Raw genomic sequence first — 19,432 nt, forward strand, 5'->3', positions numbered from 1 at the left:
AAACCCAGGAAATGGGGTGGGAGACAATTGCTGCCTTATGGCCGTTTTCGTCATGAGGACAGAGTGAGGAAGCTGCAAGCATGCCAGCTGGCTGTCATTATGCAGCTCATTCCACCACCGTCACAGCTTTCATGCGATATTTGCGGGAGAACAGCAGAAGAGGCCACGGTAAGTTATCACTCTGAAGATTACAGTAGCATGACTCAGTACCCTTTGTGTAAGAGCTGTCATACAATTCTGCACATGCGTTTTCGTAGTCTTAAGGCGTGGTCGGCCCTATTGTTAAAACATGAATGTAGCGGGAAATGGTTTGCCCCACTTCGAACAAAGTAACTTTAAGTGAGGCTTGGATGCGCGTATATATGAAATATATTTACTTCAAACAAGTTTTACGCTTTTAAAAATGTGCAGCAACAATACATGTAACTTGCTGAACTTAAGGGCTAATTTCCCCTGTTGCATGTTTTATATAAAAAATTTTCGGCAACGGATAAAAATGTGTCAATATTTCATGCCATCACACAGCCTTGCTTGACATAAGATGCAGATTTATCTGATGTATATTCCGACGATTTTGATCAGGGTATTGCTTGATTAAGGCTGAATGAGGTAGAGTCATTTCAAAAATTCCTGGACTCGATCCTAATTTTAGTGAGGTGTCTGCTGGCACAAGAAGGGAAGCGAATATTCTTCATTTGGCAAAACCTTAAAGGGCAAAATGAAGACTAGTGAAATGGCAGCTGTTGCCTCTACAAATCTTTCCACTGAGCCTTCCAAATTTTGCCTGTGGGGCTCTCTCTGCCTTCATCCTATACCTTATCAAAAAAGATCATAATGGCACGAACTATGTTCCCCTCCGAATTTATTTGACAAAACTTAGGCTTCGGATAGTATAGGCGTGCTTTCATGTTGACTTTGGAGGCAATGTCCCATTGATAAAATGGAATTTCTCTCACAAGCGAGCACTGATGGTTGTTTCTGGGGGATGACCTTATGTATACTATTTGCAATCACTGCCAAAAGCCCATTGAATCCAACGCGAAGTTTTGCCAGCATTGTGGGAAGGCAAATTCGAGAAATTCAACGCTTAAAGAATGCGGAGGGTGTAAGGGGCTGGTCTCGTCTGAGGCCATCTTTTGCCATAACTGCGGGAAAGATCTAGCCGAGCTTAAAGATGAACAAGCGCATCCATTCATTTGTAAAAAATGCGGTAGTGAAAATGTAACAAGGCTATCGATTGCTCACGCACAAGGCCTCCAAAATCTGACACTATCAACGACAGGTGGGGGAATTGGAATCGGGAGCAACGGTGTTGGAATAGGAATAGGAAGTGCGGAAACTAGAGGAAGCGCACAGACCTTGCTGTCTGAAAAAGTGTCCCCCCCTATAAAGAGCGATTTACCGTATAAGCTATTCGGCACTACCGCAATCCTTATTGTAATGGCATGTTTTGGCTATAGTTCTGGAGATGGTGACCACACGGTAGCGCACCTGATGGTGATGAATGCCATCTTTCTCTTTATTTGTGGCTTAGTCATTAATCATCAAAATAAAAAGCTTGAACCAGAGATCTTTAAATGGGGATTCAAATTCATTTGCCTGAAGTGTGGTGAAATATCGTTGTTAGAACATGAGTATCAAAAGGCAGTCAACAGTAGTGAGTGTAATCCTCTTATAAAAGATCATCGGCAACGCTTCTAGCTTGTAGGACTGCCTCGCAAGGTTCACTCGTGAACCAGAAGATTTTATGCAGTATCAAGATTAGACTTCGCTCCTGCTAGCTCTCTCCGCTACTCTCCTGAAGCGTGACCAACAACAATTCGAACACGCCCCAGCCTTCTCCATTGCAATTAACTGCAAAAGTAAAAGTACTTGTTTTAACAGTGAAATAATATATAAATACAGGTAACGACCATTCACTGTTTTTATACACGGAGGTAATCCACCATGGCCTATGGGAGATTCATCGGGTATGTCAGAGTTTCAACCGACAGGCAAGGGAAAAGCGGCCTTGGAATTGAAGCGCAACGTAATGCCATTTCTGATTACCTCAGCGGTGGGAAGTGGGAGCTTATTTCAGAGTACACCGAAATAGAGAGCGGGAAACGCAGTGACAGACAGGAACTTCAAAAAGCTTTCAAACACTGTCAGATGACAGGGGCAACCCTTATCATTGCCAAACTAGATCGCCTTTCCCGCGACGCTCACTTCATAGGATCTGTCATGAAATCTGGAATAGAGTTCGTCGCCTGTGACATACCTGAGGCTAATAAATTCACCATCCATATTTTCGCAGCCATGGCTGAGCATGAGCGAGAGATGATTAGCCAGCGCACCAAAGCAGCCTTGCAAGCCGCCAAAGCCCGTGGGACGGCGCTTGGGAATCCTGACAACTTAAATGGAGAAGCAGCGGTAAAAGGCAGAGCCCTTGGAGTCCAAGCGCGGCAAACCAAAGCGAATGCCTTCTCAAAAGCGGTAGCCCCTTTAATTGAGGAACTTGCTCAGCAAGGTATGAGTCTGAATGGGATAGCGAGGGAATTCAATGCCAGGAATATTCTGACGGCAAGAGGAAAGGTGGGGGCCTGGACACCAACAGCCGTACGAAATGCCTTAGGGAGGGTTGCATCACTAGGACCCAGCCGTAGGAGTTGAATTGTTGCACCATTTGTGTTTAACATGTCGTGATCTGTGGCGAAAAAACCTGCCATATCTAAATGTTCCTAAAGGCATTATAACTCTATGCAGATCTCTATAGCTTGGTGGAATACTAGTTTATCGCCATTAGGTGAGCAGAGGGCTACCGATGAGCAAAAAAAGATTGCCCTAGATGTGGTTCGCTATCTGACATGCGACTTAAACGTTGATTGTCTTGCTCTGGGGGAAGTCACTCTGCAGGATTTGAACTTTTTCTTAAACACACTAAACCTCACAAATTATGCAGCATATGATGGAACGGTTAAAGAGGGCCGACTTCAATTTGATACTGGCGCTCTCTACCGAACGGATAGTCTTCATCTCGTGAACAACAAAACCCTTATTCCTTCAAAAAACGGGCATTCTTTCAAACTGGCCAACAGGCTAGACTTTATCGTGACAGACCTGAACATTTACCTGCACCTATTTATCTCTCATTGGCCAAGCCGTCTAGCCTGTGATAAAAACAATCCTGACCGTCATTTCCTGGGGATGAAACTTCGTGAGGCAGTCCAAGCTGTCAATGAGGAATCTGGGCTGACTGCTTACACGGTTCTTCTAGGCGATTATAATGATGAGCCCTTTGATTCGTCTCTTGCTGAACATCTACTGGCTGTAAGAGATAGGCGCCTCGTCAGAAAAAGACCAGAACTTTTGTACAATCCTTTCTGGAGGCACCTCGGGGAACCACAACCGTATGTGAAGGATTGTGATACCCAAAGCTGTGGTGGCAGTTGCTTCCACAAAGGTGGAACTGAAACACAATGGAGAACCTTTGACCAGATCATCTTCTCTTCACCTTTTTTAGGAGGGTATGGGATTCATCTAAATGAAAAATTTTCCCATATACTTCGATTAGAGTCTTTCCTTCCCCATGTTTTAAAAACAACTGAAATTTTTGATCATTTTCCAGTAATAAGCGTTATAGAAACGGAGGGTTAAAATGGCTGATTACATTTCTGCTTTACACAATGGGCTTTACGCTGCTGAAGCTGCTGAAATTGCTAATAAGGAAATTGATTCAATTTTTGAAGACTGCAATCAACAGTTAAGTAAAGCTAGCCATGGTAAAATTTTTATAGAACGACGTAAGTTTGTCGAGACAGATAATAATACTCCGCTCGATTTTTTAATACCGGCCAATCCATTTAAGATACCCCAAAAAACATTAACTTATTGGGCAATTTCAGCTCAAAACCCATTGGTTCCTGATTGTAAACCAAAACAATTGTGTAAATGGTCCCAACATCCTGCTGGTTACCCCGCGGTTATTTCTTACGGCAAAGTTGAGCATTCATGTGCTGACAAAGAATCTCTTGAAGCAGCTTTGGTGACATTACTTCAGAATGTGGATGTCGGTAAGATATTTTTGACCTTAATGGCTATGGAGCTCCCCCCTGAAGAGGGAGACTGAGCGACAGGGACAAAACCTGCCTGCATTAAAGAGTAACTGAACATCTGGCGTTCTTATAGTCTCGCTTCCACCAAGGACTTCACTGATTATATCAGGCGCACAGAAGAACTGATCCCGATGTGCCATTTGGGTGATCCGTTCGGCACCGGTACACTTTTATTTCTTACGTTATTTCAGCATGTTGCTAGTGGTGGGCGAGGGGGTACGTTTCCCACCACCTCCACCAACCAGCAAAGGCTCCGGTTGGCGCATCGCGCCGGCCGGAGCCTTTGTCGTTTCGGTCATGAATGTCCATTTGTCGAACCTGACCCCACCGGTTTCTCCAGGTGGGGCCGACCAAGGACAGGAAGACGAGCGAAATTGTGGTGGATAATTCGTTGCCGTTTTGAGGAGAGAGGGCACCCGAAGACCTCCTCAACTGGTCCTCAGGTGCCTGAGTGCATCCATTCCCCAAGTATCTACTTTCGAATGCTTCCGAGGTAACCAATGTATTCTTTGGACTTTTCTGCACAGTCTAGTACATAACGATTATTCCTAATGGTAGACCCCGCAGCTGAACAACGCTTTTGTATTTCGAAGAAAATCCCATAATATAATTTTGATTCGTCGGGAGTCCATTCTCCTTTCCATTTATCAAAGACGTTAAAGAGACCGAGTGCTGCACGATAAGGATAATACCGCTCCTCACTCTTCATTTGCGCAAGAATAATTGTCCGTGCCTTCAGCACCAGTTGCATTGCGTTACTTTTTGATGTTTCTAAAAGTGCTTTTTCGAAAAGAAATCTTGCATAATGGTTATCTATCTGAAAGCAATCGTAGCCTTCAATCGCATTCGCTAGGCTGTATGCATCAGCAAAGTAGCGCTCAGCTCTATCCAGTTGCGAAAGCGTTAGGGAGGCAATACCATATTGAAGCCAAAATTGAGGATCTCTTCTTGTTGTAGTAAGATTTTTAATGCTTTCATAGAAAAGCACAGTAGATTGCAGCCTTTGCCGTTTTGGGAGGATCATGGCGATATGTTTAAAGCGCATCAAGTCTTTTAGTATTACTCTAAATTCCTTAGTGGCTCGCCTATCATCTGCTTCCTTGGCCATTTGCACTACTGTCTGAACAAGGAACTTTGGCTCAAAGAGCGTGTGTAACAAATGAAGACCCAAAACCGGAGAACGTGCCTGGACGAGATCCATGTTAAAATCAACTACTGATTTGAGTCCGGTGTTTGCCTTTATGTAAGACCATTTGATATTCTTCCCCCCGAGCAACTCCTGAATTAGATATGGGGAAGCATTGTAATTCATAACTTCAAGAACAAACAGGGCTATAAGTATCCTTTGTATTTCATCTGAATGAGAGTTAGAGGTGATTATTTCACGGTATTTTTCAGTTATATTCTTAGATTCGAATGCATCAACTAATAATGACGGCAATTCACCAGCACATTTGGTCTTTATGTATCTGTATTTCTGACGATAAGGCCACGATAACTTCTGCCCCCAAAGGCCGTACTTGTCAAATAAGGCAGAAATAGCCTCAATCTCCTTATCATCCAACTTTGTGCAATCCACCTCGGTGTAGGCATGTTTCAGTTGTGCAGAAACGTCAACGGCAAAAATCTCATGAACGTCAGTTCGGCTGGTAAGCAGTAAGGTAACATTGTCAAGATTGGCCTCTGATATCCATCTGACCAGTTTCATATGGCGGAAGTATGACTCTATGACAAGAAGTATATTTCCTCCACCCCTTATTACTTCTTCGACCTCTGCAAGTGATTCGGACGACTCTGAACGCAAAACAAATACTTTCCATCCCGCGCCAAAAGCTTGTGCTGCTGCCACTTCTGAGATGAAAGATTTTCCACAGCCTAAAGGGCTATGGAGTATGACGTGCTTTTTTTGGTTTAAGATGCTTTCGGTGACACTCTCTAAGGGGGTTCTACTCAAAACGTAGTTAGAAGACTGTGAACTGGTAAGTTGTCCCCGAATACTGCTGGACAGAATGCCTTCCGTTACGAAGGCAATAACTTCATCATCATTAGGTAGGGCACCAGCACTTATTGGTTCCACTTCGTCCCAACAACTCAAAAGCAGCGGTGCCTCCATTGGGACGTACGTGGCAGACACCTCCTGTACAAGGCGTGCAAACTCATCAACTCCTATGCGGTGGACATCGCCGAAATCGGCTAATTCGTCAGCTTCGAGGTCGTTATCTTCGGTAGGAGGAGCTACAACAAAGACCGCCTTGGACGTAACGTTTTCCGCTAGCAGCACCCTTGCTATATCAAGATCATAAAGAGAGTAACCAATAAATAGCACTACTGCTGCATTCCGCACATCACTTCTAAAATGAAAAGCCCATCCAGACTCTTCGAATGAATCAGCTGCATAACTCGCCGATGTGAGCTTAAAGCTGTTAAATAGTTCATCCTTAGTTAAGGTATTTATAGCTCCATTGATGTGTACAATGAGGTCACGGGATGCAACTAGTCCATCAGGCTGATCCTTTGCTGTAACAGCCTTAATCGGCTTACCAATTGCTGCTCGGGCCTGCTCAAAGACAGAGTCATAATTAGTTGTATAAATACGACGCCAATTTATGCCAGCCAAGACTTTGTGAGTCTCTGTGATTTTCGTTACTGTATAGGTATTCTTTAGTAATTTCACCAACTCATCGGGTGTACGCTTCCGTATAAATACTGTTGCTGCTCGGTCTAAATCAGCCTGCCCACGCATACCAGCAGCTGCTATCAACTCTTTTGCTAGATCATTGCCTGCAGGTATCCGTGAATGAAGAAGGTTTGCTGCACCATAAGAAAAACCTGCACCAGTGAACAATACCCCCCGTCCATCGAGCATGTATCTGATGGCATCCTCAATTTGCATAAAGTCCTCATTTATTTAAAGATGGAAGTTATTCTCAGCGAAAGCTGGCTACATTAGAGTCTATGGGAAGGAATAAGTCACAGCAAATCACCTTGTACGTGACTAAGGAAAACCATCCGAGAGACATTGATCCTCAACGCCAACTGCATTCTCCCAATAATTCTCCCTTTAACATACTCAAAGGAGATTTAAACATACCATCTAATTAGTTTATTGTAAAGTCACACATATCCCACTGAGGCATTTGTATACCGGATTCCCTGTATGTTGAACGTAAAGCGACTAAGTTCTTTTACTCCTGGGCATGGCAGCTTGATTGTTCCTTGGGCCTTGAGCCCGTCACAGAGCTTAAAGCATCATGCCCTTCCTTCGCAGCCCGAACGGTTGCCTGGGCTTAAAGCCCGCATCTTCGCAAGAATGGGACGGAGAGAAGATGGGATTAAATGAGCAAGTTGTTGCTGGTGTTGACGTAAGTAAAGAGAGCCTTGATGTTTGTGTGCTCCCTCTGGGGCATGTTCGGCGATTCCCCAACAATGAAGCTGGTTGTACCGAGCTTGCCGAGGTCCTTTCGAAGCAGACCCCATCGCGGGTCGTTTTCGAATCAACAGGCGGTCTCGAAATGCTCGCCGTCGGAATTCTCTCCGACGCAGCTCTGCCGGTAGTCATCGTGAACCCTAGGCAGATAAGAGACTTCGCCAAAGCATGTGGCCTTCTGGCGAAAACGGATACCCTTGATGCTAAGATCATCGCGTTATTCGGCCAGAAGATAGAGCCGGAGATCCGTCCACTTAAAGACGAGTTTGCTCAAGAGCTCTCTGCATTTGTGGCTCGACGACGACAACTGGTCGAAATGCTGACGGCTGAGAAGAACCGCCTCACAGCGGCTCCCAAAGCTGTTCGCTCTGGGATCGCCGTTCATATCGAATGGCTGGAACGCCAGATATCCGATGTTGATAACGATATCTCCGGTTTTATCCAGTCATCGCCGACCTAGGAAGGCAAAGCAGCAAATCCTGACCAGCATGAAAGGGATCGGTTCGGTCACCGTTGCGACTCTTCTCGCGGCGCTACCTGAGCTTGGTACTGTCTCACGCCATGAAGTCGCAGCATTCGCCGGTTTGTGCCCCTATAACAGAGATAGTGGGAGGCACAAAGGCCAACGAAGGATCTGGGGAGGCCGTGCTGCTCACTCTACATGGCAACGCTTGCCGCCACACGATTCAACCCAGCGATCAAATCCGGATGGGTTCGATTGTTCGACTCCCACACCTCCACCAAACCCCAAAACAGCAAAGCCCGGGTCAATGCCCGGGCTTTGCTGTGTCTGTAGGTGTCCTCTAGGAGCCAAACAAAGGTCTGCAGGTGAGTGGGTGAAGCTGCCATCTGCGATGAGGAGGCACCTTCCCCCTCACCCTATCCCTCTCCCGCAAGGGGAGAGGGGACTAATGCCAGGCTTTCTCAGAAACCTTGGAGGAACCTTCTTTTTACAGGTTCTCGTTAGTTCTTCCAGTGCACGCTCTTCAGTTTCCCCTGGCCGGGCTCTTCCTTCCTGGTCGGCAGCATGCGGTTCTTCTCGTCGACGAAGACGAGCTTGGGCTCGTGGGCCTGGGCCTCTGCCTCGGACATGTTCACGAAGCTCGCGATGATGACCAGGTCCTGGGGTGCCACCAGGCGCGCCGCGGCGCCGTTCAGGCAAATGACCCCCGAACCACGCTCACCCTCGATGGCGTAGGTCTCGAGCCGGCTGCCGTTGTTCACGTCCCAGACGCAGACCGCCTCGTAGGGTATGATGTTGGCCGCCTCCATCAGGTCGAGGTCGATGGTGATGCTCCCCTCGTAGTGCAGGTCGGCCCCGGTGATTGTCGCGCGGTGAATCTTGCTCTTCAGCATCTTTCTTTCCATCTTCTATTCCTCCCCAAGAATGCAGTTGTCGATGAGTCGTACCGTGCCGACCCGCACCGCCAGTGCGAGTAACGTCCTGTGGTCGGCGGTTTGTAAGGGAGCCAGGGTATCCGGATCCCGAAATTCCAGGTAATCAAGCGTTGCCGCCCTCTCCTTTTCGATGACCTCGAGCGCGACCCGCCTTAGTTGGGCGACGGAGGTCTCCCCCTTGGCGAAGGCGGCACGGGCGGCCTTGATGGAACGGGACAGGCAGAGCGCACTCTCGCGCTCAGGTTCGCTCAGCCGCGCGTTGCGGGAGCTCAATGCCAGGCCGTCGGCCTCGCGCACGATGGGCATCCCGACGATCTCCAGGTCCATGTTGAAGTCCTGCACCATGCGCCGGATCACGGCGAGCTGCTGGAAATCCTTCTTCCCGAAGATGGCGACGGTGGGTGCCACGATGTTGAAGAGTTTGGCGACCACGGTGGTGACGCCGCGGAAATGCCCGGGGCGGCTCGCGCCGCAGAGTTCCAGGGTGATCTCCTCGACGTTCAGGTAGCTCTGGTAGCCTGCCGGGTACATGTCGGCCGCAGTCGGGGCGAAGATCACATCCACCCCTGCGGCCTCGGCCACCCGCTTGTCGCGCTCGAGATCACGGGGGTAGCTGTCCAGGTCCTCGTTGACGCCGAACTGGGTCGGGTTCACGAAGATGCTTACCACGACGATCGCTGCGCGCTTCCTGGCCTCGCGCATCAGCGAGGCGTGCCCCTCGTGCAGGTACCCCATGGTGGGGACCAGGGCGATCTCGCCGCGGTGCTGCCGGGCGAACTCTTGCATCTTTGCTACGGTATCTATGAGAATCATGAGAACGAGTGTTTCTCCTCGGGAAAAGTACCTGCTTTGACCTCGGCGATGTAGCTCGCCACGGCCCCGGAGATCACCGGGCCCAGGTCGGCGTAACGCTTGACGAACTTGGGCGAGTACTTGCTGCACAAGCCCAGGATGTCGTGCAGGACAAGCACCTGGCCGTCGCAGTGCGGCCCGGCCCCGATGCCGATGGTCGGGATGCTGAGCTCGGCGCTGATGCGCTGGGCGAGCTTCATCGGTATCCCCTCGAGCACCACCGAGAAGGCGCCGGCCTTCTCCACGGCGAGGGCGTCCTGAAAGATCCGGTCGGCCTGCTCCTCACCCTTCCCCTGCACCTTGAAGCCCCCCATGCGGTGCAAGGACTGCGGGGTGAGCCCGATGTGGGCCATGACCGGGATGTCCATGTCGCAGATGGCGGAGATGGTGTCGGCCACGTGGGCGCCCCCCTCCAGCTTCACCGCGGCGGCACCGCCGTCCTTCACGAGCCGGCCGGCGTTCAGCCGCGCGCTCGCCAGGTCGATCTGGTAGGAGAGGTAGGGGAGATCGGCCACCACGAACGCCTTGGGGCGCGCCCGCATCACCGCGCGGGTATGGTAGATCATCTCCTCCATGGTGACCGGCAGGGTGTTGTCGTAGCCGGCGACCACGACGCCGACCGAGTCCCCCACGAGGATCATGTCGATGCCGCAGCCGTCCATGATAAGGGCGGTCGGGTAGTCGTAACAGGTAAGGACGCTGATCCGTTCCCCGGCGGCCTTCATCTTCTGGAAGTCGAGAACGGTCTTCTGCTTCTGCATGGTTGGCTGCTCCAGCTTTCGTGATGTAGGGGGGAGCGCCTGGGGGCCTCCCAACCCGCCTCCTAAGCCCGCGCATGCCTCACTGCGCCGGCCGGAGTGCCCGCTACGGGGCTTTCGGTATACAACAAAAAAAAACGCCTTCACGAGGAAGACGTCATTGACTGAGGGCGAGCGCGCACCTGCGGTGCACACACACGATTCATCAGCTATCGCTTCCCGTACCGGTTCATTATGAATCCAGGCGGTATGTCGTGATTTTCTCGTGTTTCTTTTTGCGGCTCCACTTAAGGTATAGCGGGCCAAAACACGGTTAGAAACCTACCACAAAGTTTGGGGACAAGTCCACTATTTTTTAAAACACGAATGCTCAACTGGTAGAAGCAAATCCCCCCTGTCCCCCCTTTTTCAAAGTGGGGAACCCGAGGGCAGCGGCAGCGCTTCGTGGAAAGCATCGCGGCAATGGGACAGAGGGGCTGTGAATGGTCCTCGGAAATATCACCTCGGACCAAGGTACTTACCCCTAAAATTCAAGCGGCGCAGCTGGCGTCACGTTCTCCTCTTTGCGAAGGGGAGGCAGAAGGGAATTGACCCAGGTGCGGAGGGGGACGGGCACCTGCGGAACCAGTCTTCTAAGCCACTCATTGCCCCAAAGAAAGACCCCCTTCCGCTTGCTGCGAAAGGGGGACGTTTGCTGCCGATATCCATTGCGGCGCTATTCGGCGCTCGCCCTGATGCACTCCAGTTCCTGTACCACGAGACCGCTCTCCTCCTGGCGCTTCTCCATGCCGTCGAAGATGGCATCGGCCATCTTGGTGACCGACTCGACGGCTGCCCGGATGTCGGCGCCATCCACGGTCTGCCGCCCTGCGGCGTCTGCCATGTCGTGACTCATCGCCTTCACATCCTCGAGGGAGCGCGCCACGCTCTTGGTCGCCGTCGCCTGCTCCTTGGACGACTTGAAGATCTGCATGGTCATGGAGCTCACGGTCTCGATGGACTGGCTCACCGACTGCACGGCCCGCGACTGTTCCTCGGAGGCGAGCTTGATCTGCCGGGTCATCTCCAGCGCTTCCCGGGCACTCTCGAGGATGCTCTCCAGGGACGCGCTGGTCAGCGTGCCGAGCTTCACCCCTTTACGCACCAGCTCTTTGGTGGCCATGATGTTGTCGGCGGCGATGCGCGACTCGGTCATGATCTCGTCGATGATGCCGGTGATCTCGCCGGTGGAGAGCCCGGTCTGCAGCGAGAGGTTGCGGATCTCGTCGGCCACCACGCCGAAGCTCTTGCCGTACTCCCCGGCCTGCGCCGCGATGATGGAGGCGTTCAGCGCCAACAGGTTGGTGCGCTTGGTGATGTCGTTGATGACCGAGACGAACCCCTCGATGCGGCCGCTGTTGGCACCCAGGCGCTTGATCCCCTCGAAGGAGAGCTCGACAGAGCGCTGGATGTCGTCCAGGGACTGCTCGGTCTCGCGCACCACCTCGCGGCTCTGCTCGGCGTGTTCTTTCACCCGGGAGGAGAGACCGTGGGAGAGCGAGGTGTTGCGCTCCACCTGCCTCAGCGTGGAGGCGATCTCCTCCATGGCGGAGACCGACTTGTACACCGAGTCGGAAAGGGCATCCATGTTGCCGGTGATCTGGTCGGTGGCGATGGAGATCTGGCCGGCGGCGACCGAGGCGCAATCGACCGATTCCATCACGCCGTGGGCGGTGGAGTCGATCTTCTGCGAGCCGTTGGCCAGCGAGTCGGCGGAGCTCTTCAGCCGGTAGAGGTTGCGGGAGTAGGCGTCGCGGTTTTTCAGAAGCTCGGTGAAGGTCTTGCCCAGCTCCAGGGTCAGCTGATCGATGGAGGCCAAAAGACTGATGCGCAGGAAGGCGGCGGCCGCCTGATCCGCGAAGAGCCGGATGGTGTCGACGTCGGTGTCGTTGAGGGCGCGGTGGCTCTTCTTGTTGTCCAGTCCGAAGACCCCGATGGTCTCGCCCTTGAGGACGATGGGGCAGAGGATGAAGCAGGAGGAGCGCAACGGCTCGATCATGTCGAAGGGGGCCTGCAACAGGTAATCGGCGGGGTAGTCGCCGATGTTCTCGATGAAGTGGACCTGCTGGTCACGGAAGCACTTGTAGACTACGCCGGAACGGGCGTCCAGCGGGATGGTGGTCTCGTGACTCACCACGGTGTCGTTGCCGGCCGAGGCCGCGAAGTACAGCTCGGTTTTCTCCGGGTTGGCCATGAGAACGTTGACCCGCTCGTAGGCCAGGACCTCGTGCAGCCCCTCGACGCACAGGGCGAGGACGTCGTCCTTGCGGATGCTCTTCTGGATTTTCGAGCCGATCTTGTGGAAGTTCTTGATGTTGTTGTCGAGCACCTTGTAGCGGTTCTCGAAGAGTTTCTTCTGGGCGTTCACCTCGTGCACCAGGGCGTCGAGCTCTTGCCCCCTCTTGTGCAATTCGTCGGCGGCGCCGCCGATGAAGTAGCCCAGGATGGCAAGTACGCACGCGGTGCCGAAGCCCATGTAGGCGTAGAGCGCAAGCCCCTGGGCGCTCTGGGTCATCTCGGTGAAGATCTGGGAAAGAAGTGGGAGCGAAGGGTCGGCGAAGAGGGCCAGGCGCAGCACGTTCCAGCCGACGGGAGCCAGGATGCCGAGGAAGAAACCGATCAGCGCGTAAAGCTGACTCCGGTTGGCCCCGACCATTGGTTTTCTCATAACAGTGCCACCTCGTTCACCTTGTAGACGCGGCCGACGGCCGACAGGGGAATTTTTTGCAGTCTAAGGCAGCGGCTGGGCGAAGTCAACTGTATCTTTAACGTCCCAGCATTATGCCGAGTTCCTCGGCGTGGCGCACCAGGGCACCATCCGGATCGATGAGTTTCAGGTGTCGTACCGCGTCCTCGATGGGGGCGGCGCCGATCTGGCGCCCCTTGAGACAGACCATCTGTCCGAAGCTTCCCGCCTCGATGAGTTCCACGGCCTGGACCCCGAAGCGCGAGGAGAGGCAGCGGTCGAAGGTGGAGGGGGAACCGCCGCGCTGCAGGTGTCCGAGCACCGTGACCCGGACATCCATCTCGAGCACCCCGCCCAGTTCGTGGGAGATCTTCTCCCCTACCCCGCCGAGCCGCTCCACTACCGATTTGCCGCCGGCGGCCTCCTTGACCACCCGGCTCCCCCCCTTGGGATAGGCCCCTTCGGCGGCCACGATGACGCTGAAGCGCCCGCCGCGCCTGCCGCGCTCCACGATGGCCTGGGCCACCCGCTCGATGTCGTAGGGGATCTCGGGGATGAGGATCACGTCGGCACCGCCGGCGATGCCGGCCTCGAGTGCGATCCACCCCGCGTAGCGTCCCATCACCTCGAGCACCATGACCCGGTGGTGGCTCTCGGCGGTGGAGTGCAGCTTGTCGAGCGCGTCGGTGGCGGTTTCCAGCGCCGTATTGAAGCCGAAGGTGACGTCGGTCTCCAACAGGTCGTTGTCGATGGTCTTCGGGACGCCGACGATGGGGACGCCGCGCTTCATGAGTTCGAGGGCGATCTTCAGGGTGCCGTCGCCCCCCACCACGACCAGGGCCGAGATCCCCAGGAGTTCGATGCGCGAGACCACCTCGTCCGAGACGTCCACCAGTTCGATCTTCCCCTCGCGCATGATGGGAAAGGAGAAGGGGTTGCCGCGGTTGGTGGTGCCGAGGATGGTGCCGCCGCGCGGCAGAATGCCTCGGACGTCTTCCAGCGAGAGCAGGCGGCACTTCTCCTGGTGCAGGAAGCCGTCGAAGCCGTCCTCGATGCCGACCACGTCCCAGTCGCGCCGCACCGCGGCACGCACCACGCCGCGGATCACGCCGTTTAATCCGGGGCAGTCGCCGCCACCGGTGAGGATGCCGATTCTCTTCTTGTTCATAGATCTCCTTAAGGCAGGGACTAGGGATTGGGGGCTAGGGACTAGAAACTAATCGTTTTTTCGGAGAGCCTGGACCAGCTCCCCGGTTCCTGATCCCTGATCCCCGATCCCCGATCCCCGATCCCCGATCCCCAGTCCCCGATCCCCAGTCCCTGCCTCTACCCCCTGCCTCTACCCATGCTCCGCGACTACCTCGAGGGCCTCGATGATGGTGGAGGGCTCCAGGCGGTTTCTTGGATCGCTGTCGGCATAGGAGAGCAGGATGCGCCGGTCGGCACCGATCAGGAAGGTCCCCGGTATGGGAAGCTCCCAGGAAGCGTCACCGTTGTAGGCGGGGAGGTCGGTCCCCAGCGAGGTGTAGATGGGACGGATGGCCTCGGGGACCTGGTAGACCAGGCCGAACTGCCGGGCCACCTGGTTGCCGGCGTCGCTTAACACCTCGTACATCAGGAAGTTCTTCAGGAGGGTGGCCTGCGACTTGTCGGGGCTCTGCGGCGAGATGGCCAGCAGGGTTGCACCCAGCCTCATGATCTCGGGGAGGATCTTCTGGTAGGCACGCAGCTGCAGACTGCAGTAGGGGCACCAGATGCCGCGGTAGAAGGTAACCAGCACCGGACCGCCCCTGAGGGCCTGCTCCAGGTTGATCGGCCTGCCCACCGCGTTGGGGAGGGTGAAATCGGGAGCCTGGACACCGGCCTTGAGGACCCGCTCGGCGATGCCGGAAAGGGCAAGTTCCCGGGCCGCGTCTTCCAGCTGTTGGGACTGTTCGGGGGGCAGAGGCGGCAGGGACCGCTCCAGTTCCTCGATCTGCGTTCTGAGTTCCGGTTCCATTACAGCCCCTCCCTGGCAGAACTTTTTTCGCCACCAGTTTACGCAATTCATCGAAAACGTCAATCAGTCTATACATTTTAAGGTTTTTCGAGAAATTGGACAATGAGCGATCTTTTGATCCAGATCATAACGAATCGCGGCCAGGCGCAGTAAGCTCACCACATCGAAGGAAGCGCACACGGCCCTTCCGGAGACGAAAAAGAGACAACAGCGAAGAAACAAGGATTTTTGACCCAGGTCATAAACAAATAGCGACGGACTCGGTATCTTGGGATCATCGAAGGACGACGGAGGAGACAGAGATGGAATTCAAAAACGGCTTAGGCGAAACGGCAATACAGGACGTGATGGCGAAGTACCCGCAGATCGGAGAGATCCTGAACCGCTACGAGATCGGCTGCGTTACCTGCAAGGTCGGCATCTGCCTCTTAAAGGACGTCGTCTCGATCCACGGTCTCTCCCCCGAGCAGGAAAAAGCAGTCGAACAGGAAATCAACCAGTACCTGGACAGCAACAACTAATCGATCCGGTTTCTCACCACTTTCAAACACCAACATACTAGACTAAACAAGGAGATTCATCATGGCACATTCGGCATGCGGTTGCCCCGGTAGCGCAGCAAGGATCATCGAGAGAAACGAAACGGTAGAGACCTCCTCCACCGAGAAGGCAGCAAGCGAGCTGCGTCAGTGGCCGGTACAGCTGCACCTGGTCCCCCCCACCGCCCCCTGGTTCCAGGACAGCGACATCCTGATCGCCGCCGATTGCGTGGCCTTCGCGCTGGGGAGCTTCCACAGCGACCTCTTGAAAGGGAAGGCTGTGGCCATCGCCTGCCCGAAACTGGACGACACCGCACCGTACGTCGAGAAGCTCGCCACCATCTTCCGGGTCAACAACGTGAAGAGCGTCACCGTGGCGATCATGGAAGTCCCCTGCTGCCGCGGTCTGGACATGATGGTGCGGCAGGCTCTGCAGCTCTCCGGCAAGGAGATCGCACTGGAGACCGCCGTCATCGGCATCAACGGGGAAAGAAGGAGCTAGGGATATGAAGCGGGACATCACCCAGAGGCTGAAAGACGAGCACCAGTTGATCCTCAGGATGCTGGCGCTCTTGGAAAAGAATGCGCGGCTCACCGAGGCAGGTACCTTCACGGATTACCAGTTCTACCTGGACGGGGTTGATTTCATCAGGAACTACGCGGACCGTTTCCACCATGCCAAGGAGGAGGATGTCCTGTTCGAGGCGCTGGTAGCCAACGGCATGCCGCGGGCCAACAGCCCGGTGGCCGCCATGTTGATGGAGCACGACCTGGGTCGCTCCTATGTGAAAGCCATGGAAGAGGCGGCCGGCAAGGCGCTCAAGGGGGAGACCGACCAAAACGACGCCATCGTCGCCAACGCCCGGGGCTACCTGGAGCTTCTGAGGGAGCACATCTCCAAGGAAGACGAGATCCTCTACCCCCTGGCGGAGCGGGTCTTGCCGGAATCGGTACGCGACGGCATCGCAGAAGCGTATCAGCGCGCCGAAGCCGCCGCGCAGGAGGGGCTCGAGGAGCACTACCGCACCGTGGTGGAGAAGTACGAGAAGGGGTAACGGGCTAAAACCAGGTCAAAACCTTTAGACGCGGATTGAGCGGAAGGTGCGGCGGATGTCACGGATGAAGAAAAAGGCCTAAACCTGAGAGGTACTTCAAAAACGAAAGCCGACCCGCTACGCGGCCGGATGACAGAGAAAACAAAAAAGACCTTGGGTCCATTCCCAAGGTCTTTTTTTTGTTCATCAGTCACATCCGCTAGTTTCCGCGCAATCCGTGTGCTGACTTTTCGGTTTTAGGTCAGGTTGTCCTCGATCCTGATGAAGGTGCTCTTCTCGCGGATCACGTCGAAGCCGTCGATCTCGGCCAGAGCCTTGCGGATGTCGGCCTCGCGGGCCTCGTGGGTCATGATGACGATGGGGACGATGTCGCTGCTGCGCGCGCTCTGCACCATGGATGCGATGCTGATGCCGCTCGCCCCCAGGGCCCCCGCGATGCGGGCCAGCACTCCCGGACGGTCCACGGCCTGGAAGCGGATGTAGTACTTGGTGACGACGTCGCCAATGGGCTTGATGGGGTACTCGGTCACCATCTGGTCCAGGAAGCCAAGGGGCGCACAGCGGCGCGAGATGCCGGCCTCCATGTTGCGCCCCAGGTCCATCACGTCGCCAATGACGGCGCTCGCCGTGGCATCGCGACCGGCGCCGCGGCCGTAGAACATGACCGGCCCCACGAAGTCGCCGGTGAGCCGGATGGCGTTGAAGACGCCGTGCACGTCGGCCAGCGGGTAGTCGATGGGGATCATGGTCGGATGCACGCGCGCCTCGATCTGCTCGCCGTCGCGCTTGCCGATGGCCAGAAGCTTGATCCGGTAGCCGAAGCTCTTGGCGAAGTTGACGTCCTCGGCGGAGATGGAGGTGATCCCCTCGGAGTAGATGTCCTTGAGGTTCACCCGGGTCCCGAAGCAGAGCGACAGGAGCAGGCAGAGCTTGTGCGCGGTGTCTACCCCTTCGATGTCGAAGGTGGGATCGGCCTCGGCATACCCCATCTGCTGCGCGCTCTTCAGCACCTCGGCAAAATCGGCCCCTTCCTGGGTCATCCGGGTCAGGATGTAGTTGCAGGTGCCGTTCACGATGCCGAGCACGGTCGAGAAGCGGTTCGCCGCCAGGTTCCCCTTGATGGCGGAGAGCACCGGGATGCCGCCGCCCACCGCGGCCTCGAAAAGGATCTCGACCCCCTGGGCACGTGCCGCGGCGTAGATCTCGTCGCCGTGCACGGCGAGCAGGGCCTTGTTGGCGGTGACCACGTGCTTGCCGTGCGCGATCGCCTTCAGGACGAAGCTGCGCGCCGGCTCGTAGCCGCCGATCAGCTCGACGACCACGGCGATCTCGGGATCGGCCAGGATCTCGTCCGCGTTCTTGGTGAGATGGATCCCGGTCACGTCGACACCGCGGTCGGTGCTGATGTCGAGGTCGGCCAGCGCCTTCAGGGTGATGCGGGCACCGGTCTTCTCCTCGATGAGGGAGGCGTTCTCCTTCAAAAGCTTCACGACACCGGCACCGATGGTGCCAAATCCCAACAGGCCTACCTTGATCTCTTTCATATTCCCTCGCAATCTGATGTCAGAGGTGCTGCACGGAACCGCCGGCCGCGTCACCGGAAAATGGCGGACTTGCGACGGTCACCGCTAGGAAGCTCGCGTCGGCTACTCCTTGCCGGTCACCCCGGCGGCGATTTCGTCCAGGATGCCGTTCACGAAAGCCGCGGAGTCCTCGGCGCCGAACTTCTTGGCCACCTCGATCGCCTCGTTCATGGTGACGTTTTTCGGGATATCAGGGCGGAACAACAGTTCGAACACCGCAAGGCGCAGGATGTTCAGGTCGACGCGTGCCATGCGCGACATGCTCCAGTGCTTGGACTTGGCGGCGATCTGCTCGTCGATGGCGTCGATGTTCTCGACCACGCCGCTCACCAGTTCGGAGGCGAAGGCAAACGCCTTGGAGTGGACCTCCAGGGTCGGCTCGTCGCCTTCCGCGAAGCTCTCGATGATCCTCTTCAGGGTGGCAGTGGCATCCTGGGGGACCAGGTCTTTCGAGTAAAGCGCCTGCAGCGCCAGTTCCCGACCTTCTCTACGTGCACTCAACTTAGTCAATCTCCTTAAACAGGTTAACCGTCTCGATGATGGTCATTGCCGCATCGAAACCTTTGTTGCCGGCCTTGGTGCCGGCGCGCTCGATCGCCTGCTCGATGGTGTCGGTGGTGAGCACCCCGAAGGCGACCGGGATGCCGGTGGCCAGCGATACGTGGGCGATCCCCTTGGAAACCTCGGAGGCGACGTAATCGAAATGGGGGGTGGAGCCGCGGATCACGGCGCCCAGGCAGATGAGGGCGTCGTACTTGCCGCTTTGTGCCATCTTCTGTGCGGCGAGCGGGATCTCGAAGGCACCCGGCACGCGGGCCACGGTGATCTGGCTGTCGTCCGCGCCGTGGCGGACCAGGGCGTCGAGGGCCCCTTCCAGGAGGCGCTCGCCGATGAAGCTGTTGAAGCGGCCCACGATGATGCCGACCTTGATCCCTTCGGCCGTCAGTTTTCCCTCGATGAATTTAGGCATGTCTCACTCCAGTAGTAAGAATAAAAAAACGG

General features: G+C 55.0%; 17 protein-coding genes and 1 pseudogene. 8 read left to right on the forward strand and 10 right to left on the reverse strand.

Annotated features, from left to right (window positions below):
• The first annotated feature begins 993 nt into the window (after positions 1 to 993).
• The 4 genes from H7688_RS08065 (at position 994) to H7688_RS08080 (ending at position 4,108) form a co-directional block, all read left to right on the forward strand.
• Complete coding sequence (locus H7688_RS08065) at positions 994 to 1,701, forward strand: zinc ribbon domain-containing protein (protein ID WP_183360565.1); 708 nt, start codon at positions 994 to 996, stop codon at positions 1,699 to 1,701.
• Positions 1,702 to 1,947: 246 nt separating this feature from the next.
• Positions 1,948 to 2,652, forward strand: coding sequence for a recombinase family protein (locus H7688_RS08070; protein WP_183360567.1), 705 nt, complete (start codon positions 1,948 to 1,950; stop codon positions 2,650 to 2,652).
• A gap of 87 nt (positions 2,653 to 2,739) precedes the next feature.
• Positions 2,740 to 3,636 carry an endonuclease/exonuclease/phosphatase family protein gene (locus H7688_RS08075; RefSeq protein ID WP_183360568.1) on the forward strand — a complete coding sequence of 299 codons (897 nt, stop codon included), beginning with the start codon at positions 2,740 to 2,742 and terminating at the stop codon, positions 3,634 to 3,636.
• 1 nt (position 3,637) lies between these two features.
• Positions 3,638 to 4,108, forward strand: a complete 471-nt coding sequence (locus H7688_RS08080) for a hypothetical protein (RefSeq protein ID WP_183360569.1) — start codon at positions 3,638 to 3,640, stop codon at positions 4,106 to 4,108.
• A 458-nt stretch (positions 4,109 to 4,566) separates the two neighbouring features.
• Here H7688_RS08080 and H7688_RS08085 read toward each other — a convergent pair whose 3' ends face one another.
• Positions 4,567 to 6,987, reverse strand: a complete 2,421-nt coding sequence (locus H7688_RS08085; protein ID WP_183360570.1) for an SIR2 family protein — start codon at positions 6,985 to 6,987, stop codon at positions 4,567 to 4,569.
• Positions 6,988 to 7,420: 433 nt separating this feature from the next.
• On the opposite strand from H7688_RS08085, the pseudogene H7688_RS08090 reads away from it, so the two are divergent.
• Positions 7,421 to 8,317: pseudogene (locus H7688_RS08090) on the forward strand (IS110 family RNA-guided transposase).
• 167 nt (positions 8,318 to 8,484) lie between these two features.
• Here the strand turns inward: H7688_RS08090 and panD are convergent.
• From panD to H7688_RS08120, 6 genes are all read right to left on the reverse strand, one after another.
• Entirely contained in the window at positions 8,485 to 8,889 is a 405-nt protein-coding gene (panD, locus tag H7688_RS08095; protein ID WP_183360572.1) for an aspartate 1-decarboxylase, read from the reverse strand.
• 3 nt (positions 8,890 to 8,892) lie between these two features.
• Positions 8,893 to 9,732: a pantoate--beta-alanine ligase gene (gene panC, locus H7688_RS08100; RefSeq protein ID WP_183360573.1), complete on the reverse strand. Its 840-nt coding sequence runs from the start codon at positions 9,730 to 9,732 to the stop codon at positions 8,893 to 8,895.
• Complete coding sequence (gene panB, locus H7688_RS08105; protein WP_183360574.1) at positions 9,729 to 10,532, reverse strand: 3-methyl-2-oxobutanoate hydroxymethyltransferase; 804 nt, start codon at positions 10,530 to 10,532, stop codon at positions 9,729 to 9,731. Before panB ends, panC begins: the two co-directional genes overlap by 4 nt.
• Positions 10,533 to 11,244: 712 nt before the next feature.
• A complete protein-coding gene (locus H7688_RS08110) occupies positions 11,245 to 13,236 on the reverse strand; it encodes a methyl-accepting chemotaxis protein (protein WP_183360575.1) in 1,992 nt (663 codons plus the stop codon).
• 97 nt (positions 13,237 to 13,333) lie between these two features.
• Positions 13,334 to 14,422 carry a 6-phosphofructokinase gene (locus tag H7688_RS08115; protein WP_183360576.1) on the reverse strand — a complete coding sequence of 363 codons (1,089 nt, stop codon included), beginning with the start codon at positions 14,420 to 14,422 and terminating at the stop codon, positions 13,334 to 13,336.
• A 171-nt stretch (positions 14,423 to 14,593) separates the two neighbouring features.
• Complete coding sequence (locus tag H7688_RS08120; protein ID WP_183360577.1) at positions 14,594 to 15,253, reverse strand: peroxiredoxin-like family protein; 660 nt, start codon at positions 15,251 to 15,253, stop codon at positions 14,594 to 14,596.
• A gap of 302 nt (positions 15,254 to 15,555) precedes the next feature.
• Between H7688_RS08120 and H7688_RS08125 the strand changes: the two genes are divergently transcribed.
• The 3 genes from H7688_RS08125 to H7688_RS08135 all read left to right on the forward strand — a co-directional run bounded on the left by H7688_RS08125 (position 15,556) and on the right by H7688_RS08135 (position 16,847).
• Entirely contained in the window at positions 15,556 to 15,774 is a 219-nt protein-coding gene (locus tag H7688_RS08125) for a hypothetical protein (RefSeq protein ID WP_183360578.1), read from the forward strand.
• 61 nt (positions 15,775 to 15,835) lie between these two features.
• Entirely contained in the window at positions 15,836 to 16,294 is a 459-nt protein-coding gene (locus H7688_RS08130; protein WP_183360579.1) for an iron-sulfur cluster-binding oxidoreductase, read from the forward strand.
• Between the two features lie 4 nt (positions 16,295 to 16,298).
• Positions 16,299 to 16,847 (forward strand): hemerythrin domain-containing protein, encoded by a 549-nt coding sequence (locus tag H7688_RS08135; protein WP_183360580.1) that lies wholly within the window; start codon positions 16,299 to 16,301, stop codon positions 16,845 to 16,847.
• A gap of 236 nt (positions 16,848 to 17,083) precedes the next feature.
• Here H7688_RS08135 and H7688_RS08140 read toward each other — a convergent pair whose 3' ends face one another.
• The 3 genes from H7688_RS08140 to ribH form a co-directional block, all read right to left on the reverse strand.
• Complete coding sequence (locus H7688_RS08140; protein WP_183360581.1) at positions 17,084 to 18,391, reverse strand: homoserine dehydrogenase; 1,308 nt, start codon at positions 18,389 to 18,391, stop codon at positions 17,084 to 17,086.
• A gap of 102 nt (positions 18,392 to 18,493) precedes the next feature.
• Entirely contained in the window at positions 18,494 to 18,931 is a 438-nt protein-coding gene (gene nusB / locus H7688_RS08145; protein ID WP_183360582.1) for a transcription antitermination factor NusB, read from the reverse strand.
• A gap of 1 nt (position 18,932) precedes the next feature.
• Complete coding sequence (ribH, locus tag H7688_RS08150) at positions 18,933 to 19,400, reverse strand: 6,7-dimethyl-8-ribityllumazine synthase (protein ID WP_183360583.1); 468 nt, start codon at positions 19,398 to 19,400, stop codon at positions 18,933 to 18,935.
• Positions 19,401 to 19,432 lie beyond the last annotated feature (32 nt).

Origin of the sequence: Geomonas limicola (assembly GCF_014193675.1) — a bacterium.
Lineage (GTDB): Bacteria > Desulfobacterota > Desulfuromonadia > Geobacterales > Geobacteraceae > Geomonas > Geomonas limicola.